A 23,762-nucleotide genomic window follows, 5' to 3' on the forward strand; every position below is an offset into this window, starting at 1 on the left:
TTCCGCCAAAAAATGTGCGCGAAAAGATAATGCGAAAGGCTGTCATAAACGGTAAAGGAAAGTCAGCGTAGCTGGCTATCCTTGGAACCGCGACGATTATATCCTGAAAATGTATTGTTATGTAAATCTTTCTCCTGCTGGCACTTCACGCAGTATCTGACCCCTGGGATGGCCTGTCGCCGGGCCTCCGGAATCGGCTCTCCGCATTCATCACAAAATTTGTTGCTTTCGCCACGTGGAAGCTCGCGGCGGGCGCGAGCCACCGCATCGTCAATAGTACTGTCGATCTGATCCTGAACGGCCCCATCGCCTGCCCAACCTGATGCCATCGTCTGCCTCCTGTAAAAGGTTATTGATAAATTATAGCTGAACCGTACAGCCGGTTACCGCTGCTGGCGGCATTGATCCGCCAGGCTATCGCCCCATGACGGTGGGCCTTATCCGCGAGGGCGGCCGCCAGGTCGTCCAGGGTGCTGGCGCCGAAGGCGGAGACGGTGCCGACAGGGCGGAGCGGCCCGTTATAGGGCAGTACGGGTGGCGGTGGCAGGGGAGAGGCCGCGGTGGCATGAGCGGTGAGCGCCGCGGCGAACAGCAGCGAGACGAATTTCATCAGCATATCCTCATAAACCGCATGGGACATAGCTTAAGTGTAGGTCTTTCCAGACCGCGCGACAGGGAATGTTTAATGCAAAACAGTGCGTTTTGCATGCTACCGGCGCAGGGGAGCGCTACTCTGGCCGGTAGATTATTTAGCGGGCGTCAGGGCGGATCATGTCAAAGCGCAGGCTGTCATCAATACCGTAATAGGCGCTCGGGCCACCGGCTCGCAGGATCGGCTGGGCCCGGGCGGTTTGATAGATACCGTTGTCCAGCAGTGATTCATCGATATGCACGGCGACCACTTCACCGAGCACCAGCCACGTATCGACAGGGTTGCCGTCGGCGGTGGTGAGTTGAATACACTGCGACAGACGGCACTCAAAGTTCACCGGACTCTCCGCGACCCGGGGAGCGCTGACCAGGCGGCTGGCGGCGGCGGTGAGGCCGGCGCGCACGAATTCGTCCTCATGGTGCGGAATCGAGGCTGACGTTTCATTCATCGCCATGGCCAGCGGTCGCGTCGCCAGGTTCCAGACGAACTCCTTTGTTTCGACGATATTTCGCACGCTGTCTTTCCAGCCGCTGCTGGCGAAACCAATGATCGGCGGCCGATAGTTAAAGCAGTTAAAAAAGCTGTATGGCGCCAGATTACGCTGGCCCTCAGCGTCCTGGGAGGCGATCCAGCCTATCGGGCGAGGCCCGATTATCGCGTTCAGCGGGTCATGCGGCAGGCCGTGGCCCTGCGAAGGTTGATAAAAGTACATGCTGCACCTGTCACGGATAATGGAGATATCCAGACTCCCTTATTTACCGCGCCGCCGTCAACGGGTATCTTACGCGGCTGTTCAAAGGAGATTGTCATGAAAGCCCAGAAACCGGGGTTACACCCGCGTAACCGCCACCATCAACGCTACGACCTGCCCGCGCTCTGCCAGGCCCATCCTGACCTGCAGGGCTACATTACGCTCAATCCGCTGGGTGAGCAGACCATTGATTTTGCCAATCCGCAGGCGGTGAAGGCGTTGAATAAAGCGCTGCTGGCGCATTTCTACGCGGTCAAATACTGGGACATTCCTGACGGCTTTCTCTGTCCGCCGGTGCCTGGGCGGGCCGACTATATTCATCATCTGGCGGATCTGCTGGCCGGGGATAGCGGCGAGGTGCCGAAGGATGCCACGATCCTTGATATTGGCACCGGCGCCAACCTCATCTATCCCCTGATCGGCGCTCACGAGTATGGCTGGCGCTTTACCGGCAGTGAAATCAACCCGCAGGCGTTCGCCAGCGCGCAGGCGATTATCAATGGCAACCCGGGCTTGACCCGGCAGATCCGCCTGCGCCGGCAAAAAGAGAGCCAGGCTATCTTTCACGGCGTGATCCATAAAAACGAGACCTACGACGCCACGCTGTGTAATCCGCCGTTCCATGACTCCGCCGAGAGCGCCCGGGCGGGGGGCGAGCGCAAGCGCCGCAACCTCGGACTCGGCGCCGAAAGTGGCCTCAATTTTGGCGGTCAACAGCAGGAGCTGTGGTGCGAAGGGGGCGAAGTAGCCTTTATCTCGCAGATGATCCGCGAAAGCCAGGCCTTCGCCCGCCAGGTGAAATGGTTTACCTCGCTGGTGTCGCGCGGCGATAATCTGCCGCCGCTCTACCGCCTGCTGACCGAGGTCGGCGCAGTGAAAGTGGTGAAAAAGGAGATGGCCCAGGGGCAAAAGCAAAGTCGCTTTATCGCCTGGAGCTTTATGGACGACGCCAAACGCCGTCGTCCATTGTAACGCTACTCGGCGGCCGGGCTGTCGGCGCCCGGCATCGGCAGCTGCTGCCAGGTCTGTACCGGCGCGCGAACCCCGGCGCGATCGAAGTGCTTTTTCACCTGGGTGTCGAGGGCAAAACGCACCGTCCACTGCTTCAGCGGCAGGGTAGTGAAGCTGACGCGTAGCGTAAAGGCGGTATTGCTCAGCCCCACCAGCCCGGCGAACGACGGTTCGCCAATGATCAGACCGCGGATCTCCTCCTGGGCCAGCAGATCGTCCACCGCCGCCTTCAGCGCCTGGCTGGCTTTATCCAGATCCTCATGGCGGTCAACGTCATAGTTAGCCACAACCGAGCCAATGCCGCGCACGAAGTTGGCAAAGGTGGTGATCGAGGACCAGGGAATAATGTGATAGGCGCCGGTATCCTGACGTACCCCCACGGAGCGAATCGACATTCGTTCCACGGTGCCGGTCAAAGGGCCGATGGTGACCAGGTCGCCGGTGTTCATCCCGTTCTCAAACTGGATAAATATGCCAGTGATAATGTCTTTGACCAGGGTTTGCGCACCAAACGAAATGGCCAGCCCTAACGCCCCGGCGCCCGCCAGCAGCGGCGCAATGTTTACCCCAATTTCCGAGAGCAGGATCATCACCGTGATGGTGCTGATCACCACCGCCAGCGCGTTGCGAAACAGCGTCAGCAGCGTCCGGGCCCGCGCGCTGGGCAGCGGACGGCCATGAATATCCGATGCCAGCCGGTTTTCAATCAGGCTGGCCAGAACCGTCCAGCCAATGGCGGAGAAGAAGAGGATCAGGGCGATGCGGATCAGCACATCCACCGTTTTTTGCCCGGCATCGTTGTGCAGCCATTCCCGGAAGTCAAACAGGCCCCAGGCGCTCAACAGCAGCATAATGGCGACACAGACGGTGAGAATGCGCGCCGCCTTCAGCGAGGCGGAGATCCAGCCATTTAGCCGCTTTTGCAGTTCAGGGTAGTTGCGCTGAGTGGCGGGCGACAGGGTGATGGTTTTGGCTATCCAGCGCGACAGGATGCCAGACACCAGCGCCGCGCCGCCGATAATCGCCAGGCTTTGCAGGGTGGCGCCCATCATGAATTTCAGGCTGTTGCCCGGGTCGAACAGGGAAAAGAAAAAAAGCACCACAAAGTAGGCGCAGGCCAGCCAGTGCCAGACCAGCGCGAAGGCGCGGATAAACAGGCTAAAGAAAGCGAGTGAGTGGTCGGCCAGGTGGATCAACCCTTGAGTAATCACCGCTTTGTTATGAAAAATCAGGTACAGCGCCCACAGCGTAATGCACAGCATGATGACGACGTTAGCCAGCGCGCCAACCTGAACATTCACCTGATTGGAAATAATCGGCACCGCGACGATCAGACCGTAACCAATCAGGCTGCTGAGCGCGCTCAGGCGCAGGCTCCAGTATGACGCAGCCTCGTCGCTGAGGTTAAAGGGCCGCAGGGCAGGAATGCGCGGGCAGAAAATGAGCCGCAGAATAGCTTTAAAAAACTCGATCAGCGCGAAGGCGTTGAGGAAAAGGCTCTGCTGGAAGGCGATGGTAGGGTTATTCCCATTCAGGCGATCGCTTAGCAGCTGACCGACAAACAGGGTTAGCGCCAGCAGCAGCAGGTCGATGATAAACGCCCCGGCGATGGTCAGGGGCAGCTGAAGCCAGTTACCGCGATCGCGGTTTTTATGCCGTCCCCATTCGCCCATTTTGCGATACAGCGGCAGCGCCGCGAGGCGTACCAGCCACCAGAAGGCAAACACCAGCCCGGCCAGGAGTAAAAAATGCCAGGCCGCGCTGGTAAAGGTTTGCGGATTAAAGGGCTTATGCGGTGAGCCGGTGATATTGCGCCACAGCTGGGAAAAGCGTGATGAGAGCTGTTCGCCATATTCCCGGCTTATCTGGGTGACGTTCTCCAGTACCGTGGTCTCTTCTTTCACCGCCGGTGGCGTCAGCGTCGGGGTGCTGTCGGGCGGCGGCGTGGCGGCTGCTTTACGCAGCTGGTCAATGAGCTCCTGACGGGCGGAGTCGTTGGCCAGCACATCGGCCAGTGCGGCATAAGCCGCTCTTTTCTGTTCCACATCGGGTTCGCTGGCGCTGTTTTTATCAGTGTTAGCCGTCGGCACGCCGGGGAGGGTGGCGGCGGAAAGCGGGGCAGTAAACAGTGCAGCGAGCAAAAGCAGGATCCACGGCATGGGCACCTCCGTTGCAACGTAAACGGGTAAGTATAGAAGCCGCTGGCGGAAGGGGAGGGAAGAGGATTCTGGAAAAGCGGCTCTCATCGTGGGAGAGAGAGCCGTTGCGGGTCAGGCGACGTGTTGCAGGAATTCACGCAGGCGCGGGCTGGGCGGGTTCTTCACCAGCTCCTGGGGATTGCCGTCTTCAGCAATTCGTCCTTTGTCGATGAAGATTAGTCGCGAGGCCACTTTTTCGGCAAAGCCGATTTCGTGGGTCACAATCACCATCGTCATGCCCTCTTCCGCCAGGTCCTGCATCACCTTGAGCACTTCATGGCGCAGCTCCGGGTCGAGCGCGGAGGTCGGTTCATCAAACAGCATCATCTTCGGCTTCACCGCCAGCGCGCGGGCGATGGCCACACGCTGTTGCTGGCCGCCGGAGAGTTCGGACGGATAGTGATGCGCGCGCTCAGCCAGACCGACTTTCGCCAGCAGCTCTTTCGCCTGCTTCTCTGCCGCCTGCTTGCTGGCGCCGCGTACCCGCAGCGGGCCAAACATCACGTTTTCCAGCGCCGTGAGGTGCGGGAACAGATAAAACTGCTGGAAAACCATCCCGGCTTCCTGACGAATCAGACGTTCGTCCACCTTCGGGTCGTTGACCTTCAGACCATCGACAATCAGATCGCCGCTGGTGATCTCTTCCAGCTTATTGATGCAGCGCAGCATCGTTGATTTACCGGAACCGGAAGGGCCGATAATGACCACCACTTCACCCTGATTAATTTTCAGAGAGATATCGTGTAGCACCTGGGTCGGACCAAAGTGCTTGGAGACGTTTTTAAATTCAATCACAGGATTTTCATCCTTCTTTCAAGACGACGCAGAATAAAGCTCAGGACCAGGGTGATAATCAGGTAGATCACGGCTACGGCGCTCCAGATTTCCAGCGCGCGGAAGTTGCCCGCGATGATCTCCTGTCCCTGACGGGTCAGTTCGGCGACGCCGATGACGATGAACAGCGAGGTATCCTTGATGCTGATGATCCACTGGTTGCCCAGCGGCGGCAGCATGCGGCGCAGCGCCAGCGGCAGGATCACGTGGCGAATGGTTTCGCGACGCGACAGGCCAAGCGCCAGGCCCGCTTCGCGGAAGCCTTTATGTATGGAGAGCACCGCGCCGCGGGTGATTTCCGCGATATAGGCGCCCGAGTTTATCATGATGGTCACTACCGCCGCGGAGAAGGGGTCGATGCGCAGATCGCTAAAGGCCATCGGCAGCGCAAAGTAGATGAACATAACCTGCACCACAATCGGGGTGCCGCGAATGATTTCAATAAAGACCAGCGCGATGTGGTTGGCGATCCAGCCGCCGAAGCAGCGGGCGAAACCGGCCACCAGACCAATTATCAGACCGCCGGCCAGGCCGAGGACGGAAATCCACAGCGTCATTTTGGCGCCTTCCAGCAAAATCGGAATGGCAGGCCAGATGGCACTCCAGTCAAACTGCATAATACGTTCCTGTTACCGTGTCGAGAGCAGAGGAAAGCCTCCGCCAAAATACCGTCTCCCGCCGAGCCTGTGCCGGAAGACCGTTGTGGTGTCGCCGGACCTCGGTCCGGCGAAGTACGTTTTTATTATTTGGGTTCAGTGCCGAACCATTTTTTATAAATTTCGTTATAGGTACCATTGTCGCGCAGCGTTTTCAGCGCACCGTTCACTTTCTCACGCAGCTCGTCGCTGCCTTTCGGGAAGGCGATACCGTAGTTTTGCGCTTCCAGTGATTCGCCTACCGCTTTGAACTTACCGTTGCCCGCGGTTTTGATGAAGTACAGAATATTCGGCGTATCGTGCAGCACGGCATCCGCGCGACCGGTTCCCAGCTCCATATAGGCGTTATCGATATTCGGGAACTGACGCAGATCTTTGGTTTTGATATTGGCTTTCGCGTAGTCAACGGAGCCGGTGCCGCTCTTCACCGCGACCACTTTACCGTTCAGATCTTTGACATCTTTGATGTCGTTATTATTGGCGTTGACCATCACCAGCAGGCCGCTTTTGTAGTAGCCGTCGGAGAAGTCGATCGCTTTTTTACGCTCGTCGGTAATGGTGATCCCCGCCAGCGCCAGATCGATATTTTTGGTTTGCAGCGCCGGGATAATGCCGCTGAAGTCCATTGGCTTCAGGGTGTAGTCGAGCTTCAGCTCTTTGGCGATAGCCGCCCACAGGTCAACGTCAAAACCCACATACTTATCGCCTTGCTTAAATTCGAACGGGACGAACGCCGTATCGGTGGCGACAACCAGGGTCTTATTGGCGGCATGGGAAGAAACCGCAAAAGCCAGGGTCAGTGCAGCCAGTGAAACTTTAAATACAGACTTCATAGCATTTCCTTTTATATCCACGGGACGATCCCCTGCGAGAACGACTAGCCTAATGAAAAAATCGTGCCACTTTTACAAGCTGTTGTTTTTCAACAAACGAAGCGTAAGTCGTTGCACAAGAACGATCATTTCAGGCAGTGACTGCACCATGGTGGGGCGTCATTTTGGTGCGTCATAAGGGTGCTGAATTACCAGCCCATTTTTAGCGCAAACCCTGATGGGAAAACAATCTCGACGTAACGATTGTGTGAGGTGATTATTACAATCTTTTTACTTTTGCGCGCATTTTCATCAATCTGGTGCCCTGAAACGGTGCAAGGCCAGTGGAGGATGAAAAGCAAAGGATGGAATATAGGGCAGGGAGAAACGCTGAGGCGCCGCCGACCGCGCTGGGCCGGCGGCAAAGCCTTACTCGATGTTGGCTTCAATGAACCACAGGAATTTATCCAGATCGCGGGAAGCCGCAGTGAAGATATCTGCAGTGTCTTCGTCTTTTGCTTCGTCGATCGCCTTACGCACATCGTTCGCCACTACCGCGTAGCGGTCAGCCAGGGCTTTCAGGTGATCCTGAACGTGATGGATGTCCAGCGGGTAGCTCTGCAGCGGAGTTTTGCTGTTAATGACCTGAGTGGTACCCAGGGCGACGCCGCCCAGCTGCACCGCGCGCTCGGCCATGGTGTCCAGATGTTCGGTCAGCGCGGTACGGAAGCCATCCAGCATTTCGTGCACGGCGATAAAGTTCGCACCGCGCATATTCCAGTGTGCCTGCTTGGTGATAAGTGACAGGTCAATGAACTGGATCACCTGGCGATTCAACAGCTCAATGGTCGCTTTCTTTTCGCTGTCAGCGACATCGTTGCGGGTATAGACCAGATTAGACGCTTTTGATTTAACCAGTTTTGCGGTACTCATCGTTTCATATCCTCTTGATATTGATGCTCATCACACTTCAGATCTGAATGATGTGGAGCGTTGTCCCAAATGACTTCGGAAATAAGTATAGCAAGGGTTTTCAAGAGTGAGGCATCGGCAGGCTATATCACTCCGATAGCGCAAAGTGGGTGGTTATTTTAAAAGTATTTAAATATCAGGTATTTATATTTGGTTGAACGGCCCGGATTTCTCTCGGGCCGGCGCCGTAACAGAATGTTAATTGATATCGACCTGCTCGACTTTACTCTGCCGTTGCATAGTCAGCGTGGCGCCCATCGAGGCGATAATGATCGCGCCGAGCGCCAGAGTCTGGGAGAGCTTCAGCGTTTCACCGAGGAAGATCATACCGGAGAGGGCAGCTAACGCTGGCTCAAGGCTCATCAGCGTGCCGAAGGTGCGCGTCGGCAAGCGCGTCAGGGCCATCATCTCGAGGGAGTAGGGCAGCGCGGTAGAGAGAATCGCGATCCCCAAACCCAGCGGCAGCAGCGACCACTGCCACAGCGTATCGGTGGCCTGCGCCATGCCTAACGGCACAAACACCAGCGAGGCGATGAGCGACCCCATCGCTACCGTGGCTGGACCATGCTCTTCACCGGCACGCTGTCCGGTCAGAATATAGACCGCCCAGCACGCCCCGGCGCCGAGGGCGAACAGCGCGCCGGTTAAATCGACCTGCGCCACGTTCTGCCCCAGCGGCAGAAGATACCATAGTCCGAGGATCGCCAGCGCCACCCAGACAAAATCCAGCGGGCGGCGCGAACCAAACAGCGCCACCGCCAGCGGGCCGGTAAACTCCAGGGCCACCGCCACGCCGAGCGGAATGCGCTGCAGGGATAAATAAAAGAGATAGTTCATCGCCCCGAGCGCCAGGCCGTACAGTAGCAGCGGCACGCGCTGCGCCGGGGAGAAACGTAGCCGCCATGGCTTGAACACCACCACCAGAATCAGCGTTCCCAGCGCCAGACGCAGGGCGGTGACGCCCGGGGCGCCGACCACCGGGAACAGCGATTTAGCAAGCGATGCGCCGCTTTGAATCGAGGTCATGGCGACTAAAATCACCAGTATCGGCAACCATGCCGCCGCTTTTCTGGATGGACCGGGCATCCTTTCTCCTGTCAGGTTTTGTCAAAAGGGGTAAAAGTTCCAGTGTACTGGAATTACCTGCCGGCGGTTGAGCTAATGTTGAAAAAAACAGGGGCAAAAACAGTACAATGGCGAAAACTGCTGAGAAATTCACCAGGCGGTTAGGATTAATCTGGATGCTTGCGAATTTCTTAATGAGCGTTAAGATGTAAGTTAACGCCAAAAATTGTTGTTTTCCATATTGTTACAGAAATATGGAAACTTTTGGTTACATGAAAAAGTATGTTAGACAATGTAAACTCCAAAGAGTTTCCCAAAAGTTTTTGATATATTTAAGGCTTAGGACTTATTAGAAACACATTTGAGGTGGTTATGAATAAAATTGCACGTCTTTCAGCACTGGCCGTTGTTCTGGCTGCATCCGTAGGTACCACTGCATTTGCTGCAACTTCTACCGTAACCGGCGGTTACGCGCAGAGCGACATGCAGGGTAAAGCGAACAAAGCTGGCGGTTTCAACCTGAAATACCGTTACGAGCAAGATAACAACCCGCTGGGCGTTATCGGTTCCTTCACCTACACCGAGAAGGATAACAACAGCAACGGTACTTACAACAAAGGTCAGTACTACGGCATCACCGCTGGTCCGGCTTACCGTCTGAACGACTGGGCAAGCATCTACGGCGTAGTGGGTGTTGGTTACGGTAAATTCCAGAACAACAACTACCCTCATAAATCCGATATGAGCGACTACGGTTTCTCTTACGGTGCTGGTCTGCAGTTCAACCCGATCGAAAACGTTGCTCTGGACTTCTCCTACGAGCAGTCTCGTATTCGTAACGTTGACGTCGGCACCTGGATTGCTGGCGTGGGTTACCGCTTCTAATCACTCCGGTGATATGAAAAATCCGCCTCTCGGGGCGGATTTTTTTTGCCTGCTGACGGCCGGCCCGGGCGACTGGCCGGGCCGGCGCGATTAATTGACTGTGAACTCATCGGTACCGAGGTGAGCGTAGTCCACCTTTTGCAGCTGGAAGTTGGTGATGTACACCGGACCGGCCTTTTGCTCAGAGATAAACCGATAGCGTGGGGTGATTTCCGCCGCCTGGATCCCGGTCCACTGGGAGAAGAAACTGAGGAAATCATTCGCCGAACGCTGCGCCTTAATCACTTTATGCGCTTTGTCATCGCTGGATAGCACCATAAACGGCACTTGGAAGTTCTGCTGGAACTTATCGTCATGCGCCAGATACTGCACCTCTTTGCCCCGCTCCTTGAACGCCAGACCATGATCGGAAAAATAGGTCAGGGAAAAAGTGTCACCGGAATTTTGCAACTGATGATAAAGCTTAGCCAGCAGCGAATCGGTCTGCGTCATGCTGTAGAGGTAGCATGAGGTCTCTTTCGACTGAACGAAAACCGTGTATTTGCCCTTGGTCCGATCGCAGGCCTGTGGGTGAGAGCCCATCAGGTGCAGGACAATCAGCTGCGGCTGGGTACGCTGGGTTGAGAGCACCTGCTCGGTCAGCTTCAGCAACTGCTCGTCCTGGGTGTTTTTATTGGCTTCGAAATCGCCGTTTTTCAGGAACTGTACTTCATCCGCCCGTTTGGCGATGCTGGCGATAGCGGTGTCGTACTCGCCAATTTGCCCCTGGTTGGAGAACCACCAGGTCTGGAAACCGGCGCGGTTGGCGAGGGTGACAAAGTTATCCTGATACTGTGGTTTGCCATCGACCACCCGGTTAAGCGTCAGGCCGAGCGATTTCTGCGTTGAGCCGCTGGCGGCGATGTAATTGTTAAACAGATAACCGTTTACCGAGCTGGCAAACGGCGTGTTGTCCCAATGGCCACCGAAAGCGCCGAGGGCATCGCGGCGCGCGCTTTCACCGATCACCACCACATAGAGATGGTATTTTGGCTTTACCGCCAGCACGTGCCAGCTGTCTTTCATGCCAGCCAGCTGCGCCATCCGCGCCTGTTCGTCCAGCACCTCGTTGTTATTCACCACCACGTCTTTGACAAAACGAAAGGCCGGATAACCGGTGTCAATCACCTTGAATACACCGCCCCAGGCAAGGTTTTGCACCGGCTGGAGAAAGAAGATCCCGATGCTGAACAACAGGCCCAGCGTATCCATTTTTCCCCAGCGTGATGGCTCAACGATCCTACGACGAACCGCAATGACCCCGAGAGCGAAGATGAAGACCGCCAGCAGATAGTTGTACCACGGGAAGATGGTCAGGATTTCCGTAGACTCTTCCACGTTGGTGGCGTGCAGCGCCAGCAGAGTGTTGAAGTTGGGGGCACCGTAGGCCTGGCCAAAGGGATAGTACAGAGCCGCCAGCAGGGAATAGGCGCCGACCACCGCTTTCTGGACGCGCGGAAAGGCGCGCCACAGCAGATGTAACACGCAGGTAAATGCCACGGTATAAAGCAGGCTAAATTCATAGCCCAGCGCCAGGTTAATTAACAGCGACTGTAAAAAGTAGAATCCCGTCCATGGGTTCAGTGCCAGTCGGCGGGCGACCAGCGTATCTTTCAGGGTGGTGACATTCATAGTAAACAATCAAAAAGAGGCCATGCGCATCCCCTGGCGTCAAGGGGTAAAACCTGCTGGACAGTGCGTGAAGAGGGTCTCTGCGAGCCGCGAATGTGGCAGGGCTGTGCAAAGATAGGGCTTGTAAATGGTAAGGTCAACCAGACATAACAGATTGTTTTGCGAGGGCGCTTACAAAACTTGAAAAAAGGTCAGGGAAACGGGGGGAACCGGTCATTTTACCGGCAGAAAATGACAGAAAAATGAAGCGGCGTACCGCGACGCCGCCTTAGGAATTGGGTTTGCCCTGCTGCGGTTTACCGTTGATCATCTCGCACAGCATACCGATCAGCATTAATCGTACTTTAAAGGGTGAATGGCTAAACACGTTTATGCACCTCTTGAATTCATTCATCTGCTCTCCTCCTGCCAGTTCGCTCCGTCATTCCCTGATGGATGTTTGCATTATATACAGATATAGCACAGGCTATATTTTATAGCTATGGCTAAAACGTTAATTTTTTGTGCTCTTGGCGCAATCCATTACAATGTGGATCTTTTTATACGATGCTTGACGCGTCACACGAATGAGGAAGCACAATGAACCGTCGCGCAGGTAAGCCAATAACAAAAAAAGTGACGCAGTTAGTGAATGTTGAAGAGCACGTGGAAGGGTTTCGCCAGGTGCGGGAAGCGCATCGCCGCGAGCTGATCGATGACTATGTGGAGCTGATCTCCGATCTGATCAACGAAGTGGGCGAGGCGCGCCAGGTGGATATGGCCGCGCGTCTTGGCGTTTCGCAACCTACGGTCGCTAAAATGCTCAAACGCCTGGCCAGCGTCGGTCTTATTGAACAGATCCCCTGGCGCGGGATCTTCTTAACCCCGGAAGGTGAGAAGCTAGCCCAGGAGAGCCGCGAGCGCCATCAAATCGTGGAGAACTTCCTGCTGGCGATCGGCGTCAGCGCGGAGATTGCCCGACGTGATGCGGAAGGGATGGAGCATCACGTGAGCGAAGAGACGCTGGCGATGTTCCTGAAATTTACCCAAACACAGGGATCTCAGGAAGCATGACTCTTCCCTTCGTCCAGTCGCTGCTGCGCGATCGTTTTCTCCATTTGCTGCTGATTATCGCCTGCGTGCTCAGCGCCATCGTGCCGTTTGTCCCGGCAAGCTGGCCGGCGGCCATTGACTGGCATACCATCGTCACGCTTAGCGGCCTGATGTTGTTGACTAAGGGGATCGAACTGAGCGGCTATTTTGACGTGCTGGGCCGAAAAATGGCCCGCCGCTTTGTGACTGAGCGCCAGCTGGCCATCTTTATGGTGCTGGCGGCGGCGCTGTTGTCTACCTTTCTTACCAACGACGTTGCGCTGTTTATTGTGGTGCCGTTGACGCTGACGCTAAAAAAATGGTGCGCCATCCCGGTGAACCGGCTGATTATTTTCGAAGCGTTGGCGGTGAACGCCGGTTCGCTGCTGACGCCGATCGGCAACCCGCAGAATATTTTGCTGTGGGGACGATCCGGCCTCTCTTTCTTCGGGTTTATCGGTCAGATGCTGCCTCTGGCAGCGGCGATGATGCTGACCCTGCTGGCGCTGTGCTGGTTCTGTTTTCCGGCGAAGCGGCTCAGTTACCAGAGCAGCGACAGGGCGCCGTCATGGCAACCCAAGCTCGTCTGGAGCTGTCTGGGACTGTATGTGGTGTTTCTGACAGCGCTGGAGATGAATCAGGCCCTGTGGGGGCTGGCGCTGGTGCTGCTGGGCTTCCTGGTGCTGGCCCGGGCGGTGATCGTCCATGTCGACTGGTCGCTGTTGCTGGTGTTTATGGTGATGTTTATTGACGTCCATCTGCTGACCCAGCTTCCGGCGCTGCACCAGGTGCTGAGCGGGGTGGGGACCCTCTCCGGCGGTGGACTGTGGCTGACCGCTATTGGCCTGTCGCAGGTGATCAGTAATGTGCCCTCGACTATTCTGTTTCTCAACTATGTCCCGCCGTCAATACTGCTCGCCTGGGCGGTTAACGTGGGCGGCTTTGGCCTGCTGCCGGGCTCGCTGGCCAATATTATCGCCCTGCGTATGGCCAGCGATCGGCGCATCTGGTGGCGCTTCCATCTCTACTCCATTCCAATGCTGCTATGGGCGGCACTCAGCGGCTACTGGCTCTTCAAACTCAGCGCCTGATCTCAACAGAATCGCGCCATCATTCACTTCGATCGCCAGGATCGCCTTTCGGGGCGATCTTTTTTTGCCCGGCTCACAGAAACCGATCCCGGCCTTTACTTACCTTTTCACTTTCCTGTATATGACTAGTCATTACGTTTAAATGACTAGTCATATACCGAGGCGCAGCATGAAGAACAGACTACCGGCAGATTTTTTATGGGGAAATTCCGTCTCCAGCATGCAGACGGAGGGGGCGTGGAACGAGGGTGGCAAGGGGATGTCGGTGTATGATATCCGTCAACCGGCGGAGTTCGCCTCCGACTGGAAGGTGGCGACCGACTCTTATCATCGTTATCGGGAAGATTTCGATTTGATGCAGGATCTGGGCATGAACTGCTACCGTTTTCAGATCGCCTGGAGCCGGGTGTGCCCTGACGGAGATGGCGAATTCAATGAACAGGGGATTGCCTTCTACCATCAATTTATAGATGAACTGATCGCCCGCGGCATTGAGCCGATGATCTGCCTGTACCACTTCGATATGCCGCTGTCGCTGGCGGAGCGCTACAACGGTTTTACCGACCGCCGGGTGATGGACGCTTTTATCCGCTACGGCCAGAAGATGATCGCCTGCTATGGCGACAAGGTGAAATACTGGCTCACCTTTAATGAGCAGAATCTGTACCATTCGCCGGAAGCGTTTCTGATTTCCGGCTATCTGCAGGGGGAGAAGACCCTGCGCGAACTGTATCTGATCCAGCATCATGTGATGATGGCGCACGTCCATCTGACTCACTATCTGCACCAGACGAAGCCGCAGTGTCTGATGGGCGGAATGCTGGCTCACGCTCTGGTCTATCCGGCTACCTGCAAACCACGCGATATCCTCTGCGCCCAGCAGCTGGATGAGTTCTTAAACCAGAACCTGCTGCGCGCCTACGCGGGTGAGGGTTATAGCCCGGAGGTGATGCATTTTGTCGCCGCGGAAGGGTTCGATGATATCTATCGTCCGGAGGATCTCGCCCTGATGGCGACGGTGAAGGTCGATTATCTGGCGTTCAGCTATTACGCCAGCCGCACATTGAACAGCGACGCGATCCCGCCGGGAACGGCGGTCAACAACTATATGCTGTTTGGCAACCAGGATAACCCGTTCCTGAAAGCGACGGAATGGAACTGGCAGATTGATCCGCTGGGCTTCCGGACGATCATCACTCGTTACTATAACGATTGGCGCCTGCCGGTGTTCCCGATTGAAAACGGCATCGGGGTGATTGAGTCCTGGGACGGCGAACATCCCATTGCCGATGATTACCGCATCGCTTACCATCGCGACCATATCAACGCCATGAAAGCGGCCATCTTTGAGGATGGGGCGCAGGTGATCGGCTATCTCGGCTGGGGATTAATCGATATCCTGAGCTCACAGGGCGATATGCGTAAGCGCTACGGCGTGGTGTACGTCAATCGCGAAAACCATGACCTCAAGGACCTGCGGCGGGTGCCGAAGAAGAGCTATGCATGGTTGAAGCAGGTGTTCCGCAGCAACGGCGAAGCGATGTAACGCTGCCCTGGCGGTCAGATGGTGTATCCAGCCCGCCAGCCACTCACTGAATGGATAAGGACCGGGAAATGACGGCGAAGTATCTGCAAATCGCGCGGGAAATAAAAAAACGCATCATCAGCCAGCAGTATCCTGCCAGCGCGCCGCTACCCGACCAGTTTGCGCTGGCGGCGGAGTTCAGCACCAGCCGGATGACCATCCAGCAGGCGATGCGCCAGTTAATCGTCGAAGGGCTGATCTATACCCGTAAAGGGCAGGGCACCTTTGTGCGGAAAAATTTCCTTCAGCTGTCGCAGTGGGAGCTGCCCGGCAGCGACTATTTCGGCGCCACCAAAACCTGGGAGCATCTTGGCGAGGTGCAAAGCGAAGTGGTGCGCTTTGCGGTGCGCTTTCCCAGCGACAAGGAGCAAAGTTCGCTGCTTATCGACGCCGATGCCCCGGTGTATGACTTTGTTCGCCTGCGGCTGCTCAACGGCGAGCCGGTATCGCTGGATCTGACGGTCATGCCGGTGGGGCTGGTGCCGGGGTTAACCAAAAGCCATCTGGAAGGTTCCGTGTTTCGCTATGTGCAGGAGACGCTGGGGCTGAAGCTGATGGGATCTTACCGCGTGGTGCGGGCGATGAAGCCCGGGGAACTGGATAAACAGCATCTTCACTGCGAACCGACCGATCCGGTGCTGGAGGTGGAGCAGGTTATCTATCTGGAGGATGGCACGCCGCTGGAGTACGCCCACTGCCATTATCGCTACGATCACGGCGGGATTATTCTGGTGAATAACGGCTAGGCCGGGGCTCCTGCTGGCGGCTGCGCATAGCGGGGTTACGGCGTGGTAGGGTTTGGTAGCCCGGGCGAGCGTTAGCCGCCTCGAGGGAAAATGCCGATAAAAAAACGGCGGGCATCAGGCCCGCCGTTTTACTTGTCATGCACAATTTAGTTCAGACGCACCGGCATACCGGAGCGGTTCTGGATAGCCTGCTCAACCACGTTCTGATCGACATCAGACTGGCTGGTAACTGCCTGTACCGGCTGAGTCAGGGTGATCGGCACGATCTCGCCGCCCTGGAACTGCGCTTCGGTGGTCGACAGCGGGTTGTGCACCTCGATGTAACGGCTGCCGTCCGGCTCGGTGGTCGCTTTTACCGGCTCATCGATAAACTGTACGCGGGTGCCGACCGGCACGTTCTCAAACAGGAATTTGATGTCATCGTTACGCAGACGCACGCAGCCGTGGCTCACGCGCAGGCCGATACCGAAGTTAGCGTTGGTGCCGTGGATGGCGTACAGACGGCCGATATACAGCGCGTACAGCCCCATCGGGTTATCCGGACCGGCCGGTACGACGGCGGGCAGCGGGTTGCCGGCGGCGGCGTATTCAGCATGCATTTTGGCGGTCGGTGTCCAGGTCGGGCCGGCCTTCTTGCGTTCGACTTTGGTGGTCCAGTTGATCGGCGTATCTTTACCTAACTGGCCGATGCCGATCGGCAGAACGATCACGGTATTGGTGCCTTTCGGGTAGTAATACAGACGCATTTCCGCGCTGTTGATAATGATCCCTTCATGCACGGTATCCGGCAGAATCAGCTGCTGAGGGATGTTCAGGACGCTACCGCCCTTCGGCAGGTAAGTATCCACCCCCGGGTTGGCTTCCAGCATGTTGGAAAGCCCCATCTGATATTTCGCCGCGAAGTATTCCAGCGGCTGTTTGTTATCATCCGGAATGGTAATGACCTGATTCTGACCAACCAAACGGCTGCCATCGGTTGGCAAAGGATAGGTGACAGCAGACGCTGTATTGCAAAAGCCTACGATGGCGAAGGCTGCCGCTAAGAGTGTAGATAATTTCATAGTCTTTAATGTCGTGTGCGAAATCAACGCCACACAGGCCTTTGTTAATGATTGAGACAGTAGATGGGAGCGCATTATATGTGCATTCCGCTGAACAGGTAAATCAGATGTGTACGAAATCACATTTTTTTCCCTGTCGCCTCGGCTGCCGCGGTCCGGCAGGCGGCCGAAGCATCGCTCGCCGCGCGGGTAACGGGCGGTTACTCTTCCAGCAGCCGGGCCTGCAGCGCGGCGCGAACCGGCGCCGTAAGCTGGTACTCTGCCGCCAGCCAGGCGTCGACGGTGCCATAGCGCTGGTGAATAGCCGACAGCGCGGCGGCGAGATAGGACTCTTTTACCGTCAGAATATCCGCCAGGCTTTGGCGCCCCTGGGCAGTGAGGTCGTTGCCGAGCAGCTCCAACATCCAGGCCTCCACCTGCGTCAGCATGCCGTGGGTAAGGAGATACTCCTCCATCACCGTTTCGCTGTCGCAGCCGACGGCGAACAGCGTTAACGCGCAGCCGACGCCGGTGCGATCTTTGCCGACCGCGCAGTGTTGCAGTAAAGCGCCTTCAAAAGGCGTGGTCAGCCAGGCGGCGAGCTGGCGATAGGCCGGGTTGTTAAACGGCAGCTGGCGGTAGAGTTGCAGCATAAACTGCTCGCCGTTCAGCGCGTTAAGGGTGGCGGCATTCAGCTCGGTGACCTTCGCATTTACCTCGCTCACCGGCGGATTGGCCGGCGCGTTAAGATAATGGGTAAGCGGGCTAAGCTTGTCCGGAGTACGGGCTACCTCTCCGGGGTCGCGATAGTCGAGCACCCGGCTGAGCGGAAAAGTATCGAGGTGGTTGAGATCCTCCGCCGTTAACCGGTTTAGCGCGCCGGATCGCAATAGCTTGCCGCTGCGGACGCGGCGTCCGTCGGCGGCAAGCTGGCCGCCCAGGTCGCGAAAATTGATGCCGCCCTGCAGGGATAAAAAAGCCGGGTGTCGCGATAGGCTGCTGGTCATGGGACTCCTTATAAATACGTACAGAATAACCGTTTGAGCGCGGGTTTCCGGCTCATCTGACAAAGACCTTAGCACAAGCGCCGCGGTGGAATTTACCGCAGGCCGTGAAAAGTGTGTCATTTGCTGGCATAATGTCTGCTGTATCACACCCCTCATACTCTTTTTTCAGGATATCCCCGTGCTAGTATCCAGCAACGTTACCATGCAGTTTGGCAGTAAGCCGCTGTTCGAAAATATCTCCGTTAAATTTGGCGGCGGCAACCGTTATGGTCTGATCGGCGCCAACGGCAGCGGTAAATCGACCTTTATGAAGATCCTCGGCGGCGATCTCGAACCGACGCTGGGCAACGTTTCTCTCGACCCGAACGAGCGCATCGGTAAGCTGCGTCAGGATCAGTTCGCCTTTGAAGCGTTCACCGTGCTGGATACGGTCATCATGGGCCACGGCGAGCTGTGGGAAGTGAAGCAGGAGCGCGATCGTATCTACGCCCTCGCTGAGATGAGCGAAGAAGATGGCTACAAAGTGGCCGACCTGGAAGTCAAATATGGCGAAATGGACGGCTACTCGGCGGAAGCGCGCGCCGGCGAGCTGCTGCTCGGCGTCGGCATTCCGGTTGAACAGCATTATGGCCCGATGAGCGAAGTCGCGCCGGGCTGGAAGCTGCGCGTCCTGCTGGCGCAGGCGCTGTTTTCCAATCCGGATATCCTGCTGCTCGATGAACCGACCAACAACCTGGACATCGACACCATTCGCTGGCTGGAGCAGACGCTGAACGATCGCGACAGCACCATGATTATCATTTCGCACGACCGTCACTTCCTGAACATGGTCTGCACCCACATGGCGGATCTCGACTACGGCGAGCTGCGCGTGTATCCGGGCAACTACGACGAATACATGACCGCGGCCACCCAGGCGCGTGAACGTCTGCTGGCGGACAACGCCAAGAAAAAAGCGCAGATTGCGGACCTGCAGTCGTTCGTTAGCCGCTTCAGCGCCAACGCCTCTAAATCGCGTCAGGCCACCTCGCGCGCGCGCCAGATTGACAAAATCAAGCTGGAAGAGGTTAAAGCCTCCAGCCGTCAGAACCCATTTATCCGCTTCGAGCAGGATAAGAAACTGTTCCGTAACGCGCTGGAAGTGGAAGCCCTTACCAAAGGCTTTGATGAAGGTCCGCTGTTCAAAAACGTCAACCTGCTGCTGGAAGTGGGCGAAAAGATCGCCATTCTGGGCGCCAACGGCGTGGGTAAATCCACCATGCTGAAAACCCTGGTAGGCGAACTGCAGCCGGACAACGGCAGCGTGAAATGGTCTGAAAACGCGCAAATCGGCTACTACGCGCAGGACCATGAGTACGAGTTCGAAAACGACCTGACGGTCTTCGAATGGATGAGCCAGTGGAAGCAGGAAGGCGACGACGAGCAGGCAGTACGCAGCATCCTCGGCCGTCTGCTGTTTAGCCAGGACGATATCAAAAAGCCGGCGAAGGTGCTTTCCGGTGGCGAGAAAGGGCGCATGCTGTTCGGTAAGCTGATGATGCAGAAGCCAAACATCCTGGTGATGGACGAACCGACCAACCACCTGGATATGGAGTCGATTGAATCGCTGAACATGGCGCTGGAGATGTATCAGGGCACCCTGATCTTTGTCTCCCACGACCGTGAGTTTGTCAGCTCGCTGGCGACCCGCGTCCTGGAGATCACTCCGGACCGCGTGATCGACTTCAGCGGCAACTACGAAGACTACCTGCGCAGCAAAGGTATCGAGTAATCCCTGTCCGTTACCCGGGTAGCGGCTACGCCTTACCCGGGCGACACGCGGTGCCGTTTTTTTGTCGGGTGGCGGCTAACGCCTTACCCGACCTACGGTTCTTGCGACCTGCCTTTAATGTCTTCACCGCGCTGGCTGAAACTACCGGCCTATGGTCAGAACCTCCACTCCGTTCCTTCAACGCCATTCACCAGCAGCTTACGCTTTTCTCCTACCGGTAATGACAGCTTCAGCGCTTTCCACGCCGGGCGATAGTTGCCGCGGGCGTTGATATCCAGGTTTATGCTGCTGGCGCTGCAGGTCATTTCCCACTCCAGCCATAGCGCATCCCCCTGTTTATAGCCCCAGCTTTCGCCGTCGTCTTCAAACAGCAGACCGCGGGTTGAGCCGGTACCTTTCAGCGGGAACAGCTGCAGTTCGCGACTATCGTCTTTTTGCGCATCGACATGGCTGATACGTTCACTAAGCGGCAGACCAGCGCCGGCGCGGACCAACAGCGGTAGTTTTTCCAGCGGCGCGTCCAGCGTCACCCACTGGCCGCCGGCGAACCACTGATGGCTGTAGAAATCGTACCAACCGGCCTGATTATCCGGCAGCCATACTTCACGCTGGCGGGTGCCCGGCTCGACCACGCTGGCCACCAGCAGGTCGCGGCCCAGCAGGAAGTCATCGCATTCGGCGAAGGTCTGCGCATCGTGCTGGTGATCGAGGAAGGTCGGGCGGAGCATCGGCTCATCATCAGCATGCGCCTGCCATAGCAGAGTGTACAGATAGGGCAGCAGGCGGTAGCGCAGCTCAATGGCTGAGCGGATCGCCGGAGTGATGGCCGGATACATCCATGCTTCGTTTACCGTCTGGTCGTCATTCCACGAGTGAATAGTAAAGCGCGGATGCATGACGCCATTTTGTACCCAGCGCACAAACAGTTCCGGCTCGGGTTTATCGCCGGAGAAACCGCCGACGTCGTGGCCGACATTAAACAGCCCGGAAAGGCTCATCCCCAGGCCCATGCGGATGTTATAGCGCAGCGTATCCCAGTTGGTGCGGTTGTCGCCGCTCCAGGTCTGGACGTAGCGCTGCATCCCGGCGCAGCCGGAGCGGGAGATCAGATATGGGCGCTTTTGCGGCGCAAAGCGCTGCTGGGCTTCCAGCGAGGCGCGCATCATCAACAGCGGCATCACCGGGCGAATATGTTTGATGGCGATTTCGCGGCCAAAGCCGTAGCAGCGGGCTTCGCCGTCCCATACTTCGTATTCGTTATTATCGTTCCAGGTCGAATCGATGCCCATCTCCAGTAGCTGGGTGGTCACGCCTTCCTGCCACCAGGCCACGGTTTGCGGATTGGTGAAATCGAGATGCGACCCTTCATCATCCCAGAAGCTGGAACGCTCCGGAGCGTCAGTTTGCGAATCGCGAATGAAGAGACCGCGCTCCGCCACCTCGCCGTAACGCGGGTGATCCTGCAGCAGGCACGGTTTGATATTGGCGGCCAGCTTCAGCCCGGCATCGTGAAACGACTGGCTCATCACTTTGGGCTGCGGCACCTTGTCGTAGTTCCAGTTAAAGACGTAGCGCTTGCCGTTGATTGAGGTATAGCCGGAAGAGAGCTGGAACGAATCGCAGGGGATCGCGTGCTGCTCGCACAGGCGGATAAAGTTCATCAGCTGATTTTGCGCATCCGGCGCGTCGGTATAGTGCATGGTGGAGCCGCTGTAGCCGAGGCTCCATTTGGGTCCAAACAGCGTTTTACCGGTCAGGCGAACGAAGGCTTTGGTCACATCCAGCACCTGCTTACCGGTAAACAGGTAATAATCGATGTCGCCGGCTTCCGCCTGCCAGCGGCGATAGGCGGTGTGGTAGTTGTCGATCTCGTTCCCCAGATCCAGCCAGCAGCTGCTCAGGTTGTCATAGAACAGGCCGTAGCTGATATCGCTGCGCTGGGTGATGGTGAACGGAATATGTTTATACAGCGGGTCAGTGCTGACGGCGTTGTAGCCCATGGCATCGAGGTTACGCATCTCATAGCGTTTACCGGTGCGCTGCAGGTCGCCGGCCTTTTCGCCCAGGCCGTAAAAACGCTCGTCTTTGCGGCGGCTCAGATAATGGGCGACGCCGTCGCCGTGGGCATTCGCCAGGTAGGCGCTGGTCGGACGGTCATTGGCAAGCGGCTGCCATTCGCCGGCCTCGTCGCGATAGCTCCACTCCAGCCACAGCGGCTGGTGAACGGTGACGCGCAGCTGGCGTGTGGCGATAGTCAGCGTATCGCCCTCCCGGGTCAGCTGCCAGGCCGGGAGACTAAAACCGCTGAGGTCATCCCGGGCGCGGCCTTCCCACGGCACATCCTGCTGCGGAGCGATGCTCCAGGTGCGATCCAGCGCCAGCTGGCCCTGGCGTTTTAGCAGGACGCGGAACAAATTCTCTTCCAGTACGTACAGGCACAGGGTGTGCTGGCCATCGACCGTCAGTTCAACGTGATGCTTCAGCTGTTGATGCAAACTCCAGTGTTTCAGCGTCTTCATATCTTACATCCACTCTCAGGCGCGCTTGGCGCGACGTTCAGCAATAAATGCCACCAGGAAAACGGCGCCAATCAGGTCAAAGAAACCCATGGCGATAAACAGCGGGTTGAAGCCGATTTTGTCGGCGGTCACCCCGATTAATAACGAGAACAAGAAGCTGGCGATCCACGCTGCGGAGCCGCGCATACCGTTGACCGTCGCCATTTGTCCTTTGTCGAAAGACTCCACCACCAGCGCGCTGAGCATGCAGGAGATGATCTGATGGCCGAAGCCGCCAATGGAGATCAGGATGATGGTGATATAGGGATCGCGGGTGATGGCGACGAGGGCCAGGGAGAGCATCAGGAACGCGCCGGTTACCGAGCTGGCGATCACCGAGTTCACTCGCGTACAGCCGAACCAGCGAACATACAGGCGGGTGAGGTAGCCGCTGACCACGCTGCCGAGATCGGCGGCGAGAAACGGCAGCCAGGCGAACATGGCGATCTGCTTCAAATCCATGCCGTGCTCTTTCGCCAGGTACAGCGGCACCCAGAAACTCAGCACCGCCCAGGCGGGCTCGGCCATAAAGGCGGGAATGGCGATCCCGTAGAAACGTTTATTTTTCGAGACGGTTTTGAGCGCGGTAAAGAAGGGCTGTTTTACCGGCGGGGCTTCGTTATCCTGTTTGATGTACTCCAGCTCGCTTTTGCTGAGATTGGGGTGCTTTTCCGGGGTCTGATAGAAGGCCCACCATAGTACTACCCACAGTAGCGCCAGCGCGCCGGTAAACATAAACGCCCCTTGCCAGCCGAAGGAGGCGTGGGCGAAGTAGATGATCGGCGGGGCCAGCATCGCGCCGATGGAGAACCCAACGCCAGCCCAGCCGGCGGCAATCGGGCGTTCAGATTTCGGAAACCATTCGCCGATGGTTTTGGCGTTGGCCGGAGTAGCGGCCGCCTCGGCCCCACCCATAAAGAAGCGCAACATAGCCAGGTGCAGCCAGCTACCGGCCCCGGCGTGGGCGATACAGGCCAGCGCCCAAAGGGTGGCGCAAATCATAAACCCGAGCTTCAGGCCGATGACGTCGATAAGCCAGCCGCACAGCGGCTGGAAAATCGTGTAAGCCAGCTGAAACGCGCCGACGATCCACGAGTATTGTTCGGTAGTAATGCCGAGGGTCGCTTTCAGTTCCGGCGCGATAATTCCCAGCGAGTTGCGTGTGATGTAGTTGACGGTAACGCCAAGTAAAAACAGGACCAGCACCCACCAGCGCAGGTTTTTCACTACCCGGCGTGTTTTGCTGACGGCGATATCATTGTTGAGGCCTTGACTCATAGCACACTCCACAAGACGTTTGTAGGGGAAAGTGACGGTCTCACTCCCTGAGTGGTCACGTAGATTTATTAACTATTTGAATAGTCTATTTTTTATCTCAACATCATT

Annotated in this window: 21 protein-coding genes and 1 pseudogene; 7 read left to right on the plus strand and 15 right to left on the minus strand. The window is 56.9% G+C overall.

Annotation, left to right across the window (positions count from 1 at the left end; translation table 11 throughout):
- Nucleotides 1-62: 62 nt before the first annotated feature.
- From KHQ23_RS19145 to KHQ23_RS19155, 3 genes are all read right to left on the minus strand, one after another.
- Nucleotides 63-329, minus strand: a complete 267-nt coding sequence (locus KHQ23_RS19145) for a DksA/TraR family C4-type zinc finger protein (protein WP_002895824.1) — start codon at nucleotides 327-329, stop codon at nucleotides 63-65.
- Nucleotides 330-349: 20 nt separating this feature from the next.
- Nucleotides 350-610, minus strand: a complete 261-nt coding sequence (locus KHQ23_RS19150) for a YdgH/BhsA/McbA-like domain containing protein (protein ID WP_004183485.1) — start codon at nucleotides 608-610, stop codon at nucleotides 350-352.
- A 139-nt stretch (nucleotides 611-749) separates the two neighbouring features.
- Complete coding sequence (locus KHQ23_RS19155) at nucleotides 750-1,364, minus strand: flavin reductase family protein (protein WP_002895828.1); 615 nt, start codon at nucleotides 1,362-1,364, stop codon at nucleotides 750-752.
- Between the two features lie 96 nt (nucleotides 1,365-1,460).
- On the opposite strand from KHQ23_RS19155, the gene rlmF reads away from it, so the two are divergent.
- Nucleotides 1,461-2,375, plus strand: coding sequence for a 23S rRNA (adenine(1618)-N(6))-methyltransferase RlmF (gene rlmF / locus KHQ23_RS19160; protein ID WP_032421133.1), 915 nt, complete (start codon nucleotides 1,461-1,463; stop codon nucleotides 2,373-2,375).
- A gap of 2 nt (nucleotides 2,376-2,377) precedes the next feature.
- Here rlmF and ybiO read toward each other — a convergent pair whose 3' ends face one another.
- The 6 genes from ybiO to rhtA all read right to left on the minus strand — a co-directional run bounded on the left by ybiO (nucleotide 2,378) and on the right by rhtA (nucleotide 8,972).
- Nucleotides 2,378-4,573 (minus strand): mechanosensitive channel protein, encoded by a 2,196-nt coding sequence (ybiO, locus tag KHQ23_RS19165; protein WP_004142041.1) that lies wholly within the window; start codon nucleotides 4,571-4,573, stop codon nucleotides 2,378-2,380.
- Nucleotides 4,574-4,684: 111 nt separating this feature from the next.
- Nucleotides 4,685-5,407, minus strand: a complete 723-nt coding sequence (gene glnQ, locus KHQ23_RS19170; protein ID WP_004142040.1) for a glutamine ABC transporter ATP-binding protein GlnQ — start codon at nucleotides 5,405-5,407, stop codon at nucleotides 4,685-4,687.
- Nucleotides 5,404-6,063, minus strand: coding sequence for a glutamine ABC transporter permease GlnP (glnP, locus tag KHQ23_RS19175; protein ID WP_002895837.1), 660 nt, complete (start codon nucleotides 6,061-6,063; stop codon nucleotides 5,404-5,406). The genes glnQ and glnP overlap by 4 nt, the downstream gene beginning before the upstream one ends.
- Before the next feature lie 125 nt (nucleotides 6,064-6,188).
- Nucleotides 6,189-6,935 (minus strand): glutamine ABC transporter substrate-binding protein GlnH, encoded by a 747-nt coding sequence (gene glnH / locus KHQ23_RS19180; RefSeq protein WP_002895839.1) that lies wholly within the window; start codon nucleotides 6,933-6,935, stop codon nucleotides 6,189-6,191.
- Nucleotides 6,936-7,343: 408 nt separating this feature from the next.
- A complete protein-coding gene (gene dps / locus KHQ23_RS19185) occupies nucleotides 7,344-7,847 on the minus strand; it encodes a DNA starvation/stationary phase protection protein Dps (protein ID WP_002895841.1) in 504 nt (167 codons plus the stop codon).
- Between the two features lie 237 nt (nucleotides 7,848-8,084).
- On the minus strand, nucleotides 8,085-8,972 hold the full coding sequence (gene rhtA / locus KHQ23_RS19190; RefSeq protein WP_002895842.1) for a threonine/homoserine exporter RhtA: 888 nt from the start codon (nucleotides 8,970-8,972) through the stop codon (nucleotides 8,085-8,087).
- A 351-nt stretch (nucleotides 8,973-9,323) separates the two neighbouring features.
- On the opposite strand from rhtA, the gene ompX reads away from it, so the two are divergent.
- The gene (ompX, locus tag KHQ23_RS19195) at nucleotides 9,324-9,836 is read left to right on the plus strand and encodes an outer membrane protein OmpX (protein WP_002895845.1); all 513 of its coding nucleotides are present in this window, start codon (nucleotides 9,324-9,326) and stop codon (nucleotides 9,834-9,836) included.
- Nucleotides 9,837-9,926: 90 nt separating this feature from the next.
- On the opposite strand, the gene KHQ23_RS19200 is transcribed toward ompX, so the two are convergent.
- Both KHQ23_RS19200 and mntS read right to left on the minus strand, forming a co-directional pair.
- The gene (locus KHQ23_RS19200) at nucleotides 9,927-11,507 is read right to left on the minus strand and encodes a phosphoethanolamine transferase (RefSeq protein WP_002895847.1); all 1,581 of its coding nucleotides are present in this window, start codon (nucleotides 11,505-11,507) and stop codon (nucleotides 9,927-9,929) included.
- 268 nt (nucleotides 11,508-11,775) lie between these two features.
- On the minus strand, nucleotides 11,776-11,901 hold the full coding sequence (mntS, locus tag KHQ23_RS19205; protein ID WP_002895851.1) for a manganase accumulation protein MntS: 126 nt from the start codon (nucleotides 11,899-11,901) through the stop codon (nucleotides 11,776-11,778).
- Between the two features lie 185 nt (nucleotides 11,902-12,086).
- On the opposite strand from mntS, the gene mntR reads away from it, so the two are divergent.
- The 4 genes from mntR to KHQ23_RS19225 all read left to right on the plus strand — a co-directional run bounded on the left by mntR (nucleotide 12,087) and on the right by KHQ23_RS19225 (nucleotide 16,000).
- Nucleotides 12,087-12,560: a manganese-binding transcriptional regulator MntR gene (gene mntR / locus KHQ23_RS19210; RefSeq protein WP_004183487.1), complete on the plus strand. Its 474-nt coding sequence runs from the start codon at nucleotides 12,087-12,089 to the stop codon at nucleotides 12,558-12,560.
- Nucleotides 12,557-13,669 carry an anion transporter gene (locus tag KHQ23_RS19215; protein ID WP_032421137.1) on the plus strand — a complete coding sequence of 371 codons (1,113 nt, stop codon included), beginning with the start codon at nucleotides 12,557-12,559 and terminating at the stop codon, nucleotides 13,667-13,669. Before mntR ends, KHQ23_RS19215 begins: the two co-directional genes overlap by 4 nt.
- Nucleotides 13,670-13,838: 169 nt before the next feature.
- Nucleotides 13,839-15,215 (plus strand): glycoside hydrolase family 1 protein, encoded by a 1,377-nt coding sequence (locus KHQ23_RS19220; RefSeq protein WP_004176762.1) that lies wholly within the window; start codon nucleotides 13,839-13,841, stop codon nucleotides 15,213-15,215.
- Nucleotides 15,216-15,283: 68 nt separating this feature from the next.
- Nucleotides 15,284-16,000 carry a GntR family transcriptional regulator gene (locus KHQ23_RS19225; protein WP_004151705.1) on the plus strand — a complete coding sequence of 239 codons (717 nt, stop codon included), beginning with the start codon at nucleotides 15,284-15,286 and terminating at the stop codon, nucleotides 15,998-16,000.
- A 146-nt stretch (nucleotides 16,001-16,146) separates the two neighbouring features.
- Here KHQ23_RS19225 and ldtB read toward each other — a convergent pair whose 3' ends face one another.
- Both ldtB and KHQ23_RS19235 read right to left on the minus strand, forming a co-directional pair.
- On the minus strand, nucleotides 16,147-17,061 hold the full coding sequence (gene ldtB / locus KHQ23_RS19230) for a L,D-transpeptidase (protein WP_002895871.1): 915 nt from the start codon (nucleotides 17,059-17,061) through the stop codon (nucleotides 16,147-16,149).
- A gap of 200 nt (nucleotides 17,062-17,261) precedes the next feature.
- Nucleotides 17,262-18,177: pseudogene (locus KHQ23_RS19235) on the minus strand (tyrosine-protein phosphatase).
- Between the two features lie 48 nt (nucleotides 18,178-18,225).
- Between KHQ23_RS19235 and KHQ23_RS19240 the strand changes: the two are divergent.
- The gene (locus KHQ23_RS19240) at nucleotides 18,226-19,818 is read left to right on the plus strand and encodes an ABC-F family ATPase (RefSeq protein WP_002895876.1); all 1,593 of its coding nucleotides are present in this window, start codon (nucleotides 18,226-18,228) and stop codon (nucleotides 19,816-19,818) included.
- Nucleotides 19,819-19,973: 155 nt separating this feature from the next.
- On the opposite strand, the gene KHQ23_RS19245 is transcribed toward KHQ23_RS19240, so the two are convergent.
- Together KHQ23_RS19245 and KHQ23_RS19250 are read right to left on the minus strand one after the other, a co-directional pair.
- Entirely contained in the window at nucleotides 19,974-22,337 is a 2,364-nt protein-coding gene (locus KHQ23_RS19245; protein ID WP_047694518.1) for a glycoside hydrolase family 31 protein, read from the minus strand.
- 15 nt (nucleotides 22,338-22,352) lie between these two features.
- On the minus strand, nucleotides 22,353-23,654 hold the full coding sequence (locus KHQ23_RS19250; protein ID WP_002895884.1) for an MFS transporter: 1,302 nt from the start codon (nucleotides 23,652-23,654) through the stop codon (nucleotides 22,353-22,355).
- Between the last annotated feature and the right edge of the window lie 108 nt (nucleotides 23,655-23,762).

The organism is Klebsiella sp. 64 (genome assembly GCF_018223915.1).
GTDB lineage: Bacteria > Pseudomonadota > Gammaproteobacteria > Enterobacterales > Enterobacteriaceae > Klebsiella > Klebsiella pneumoniae.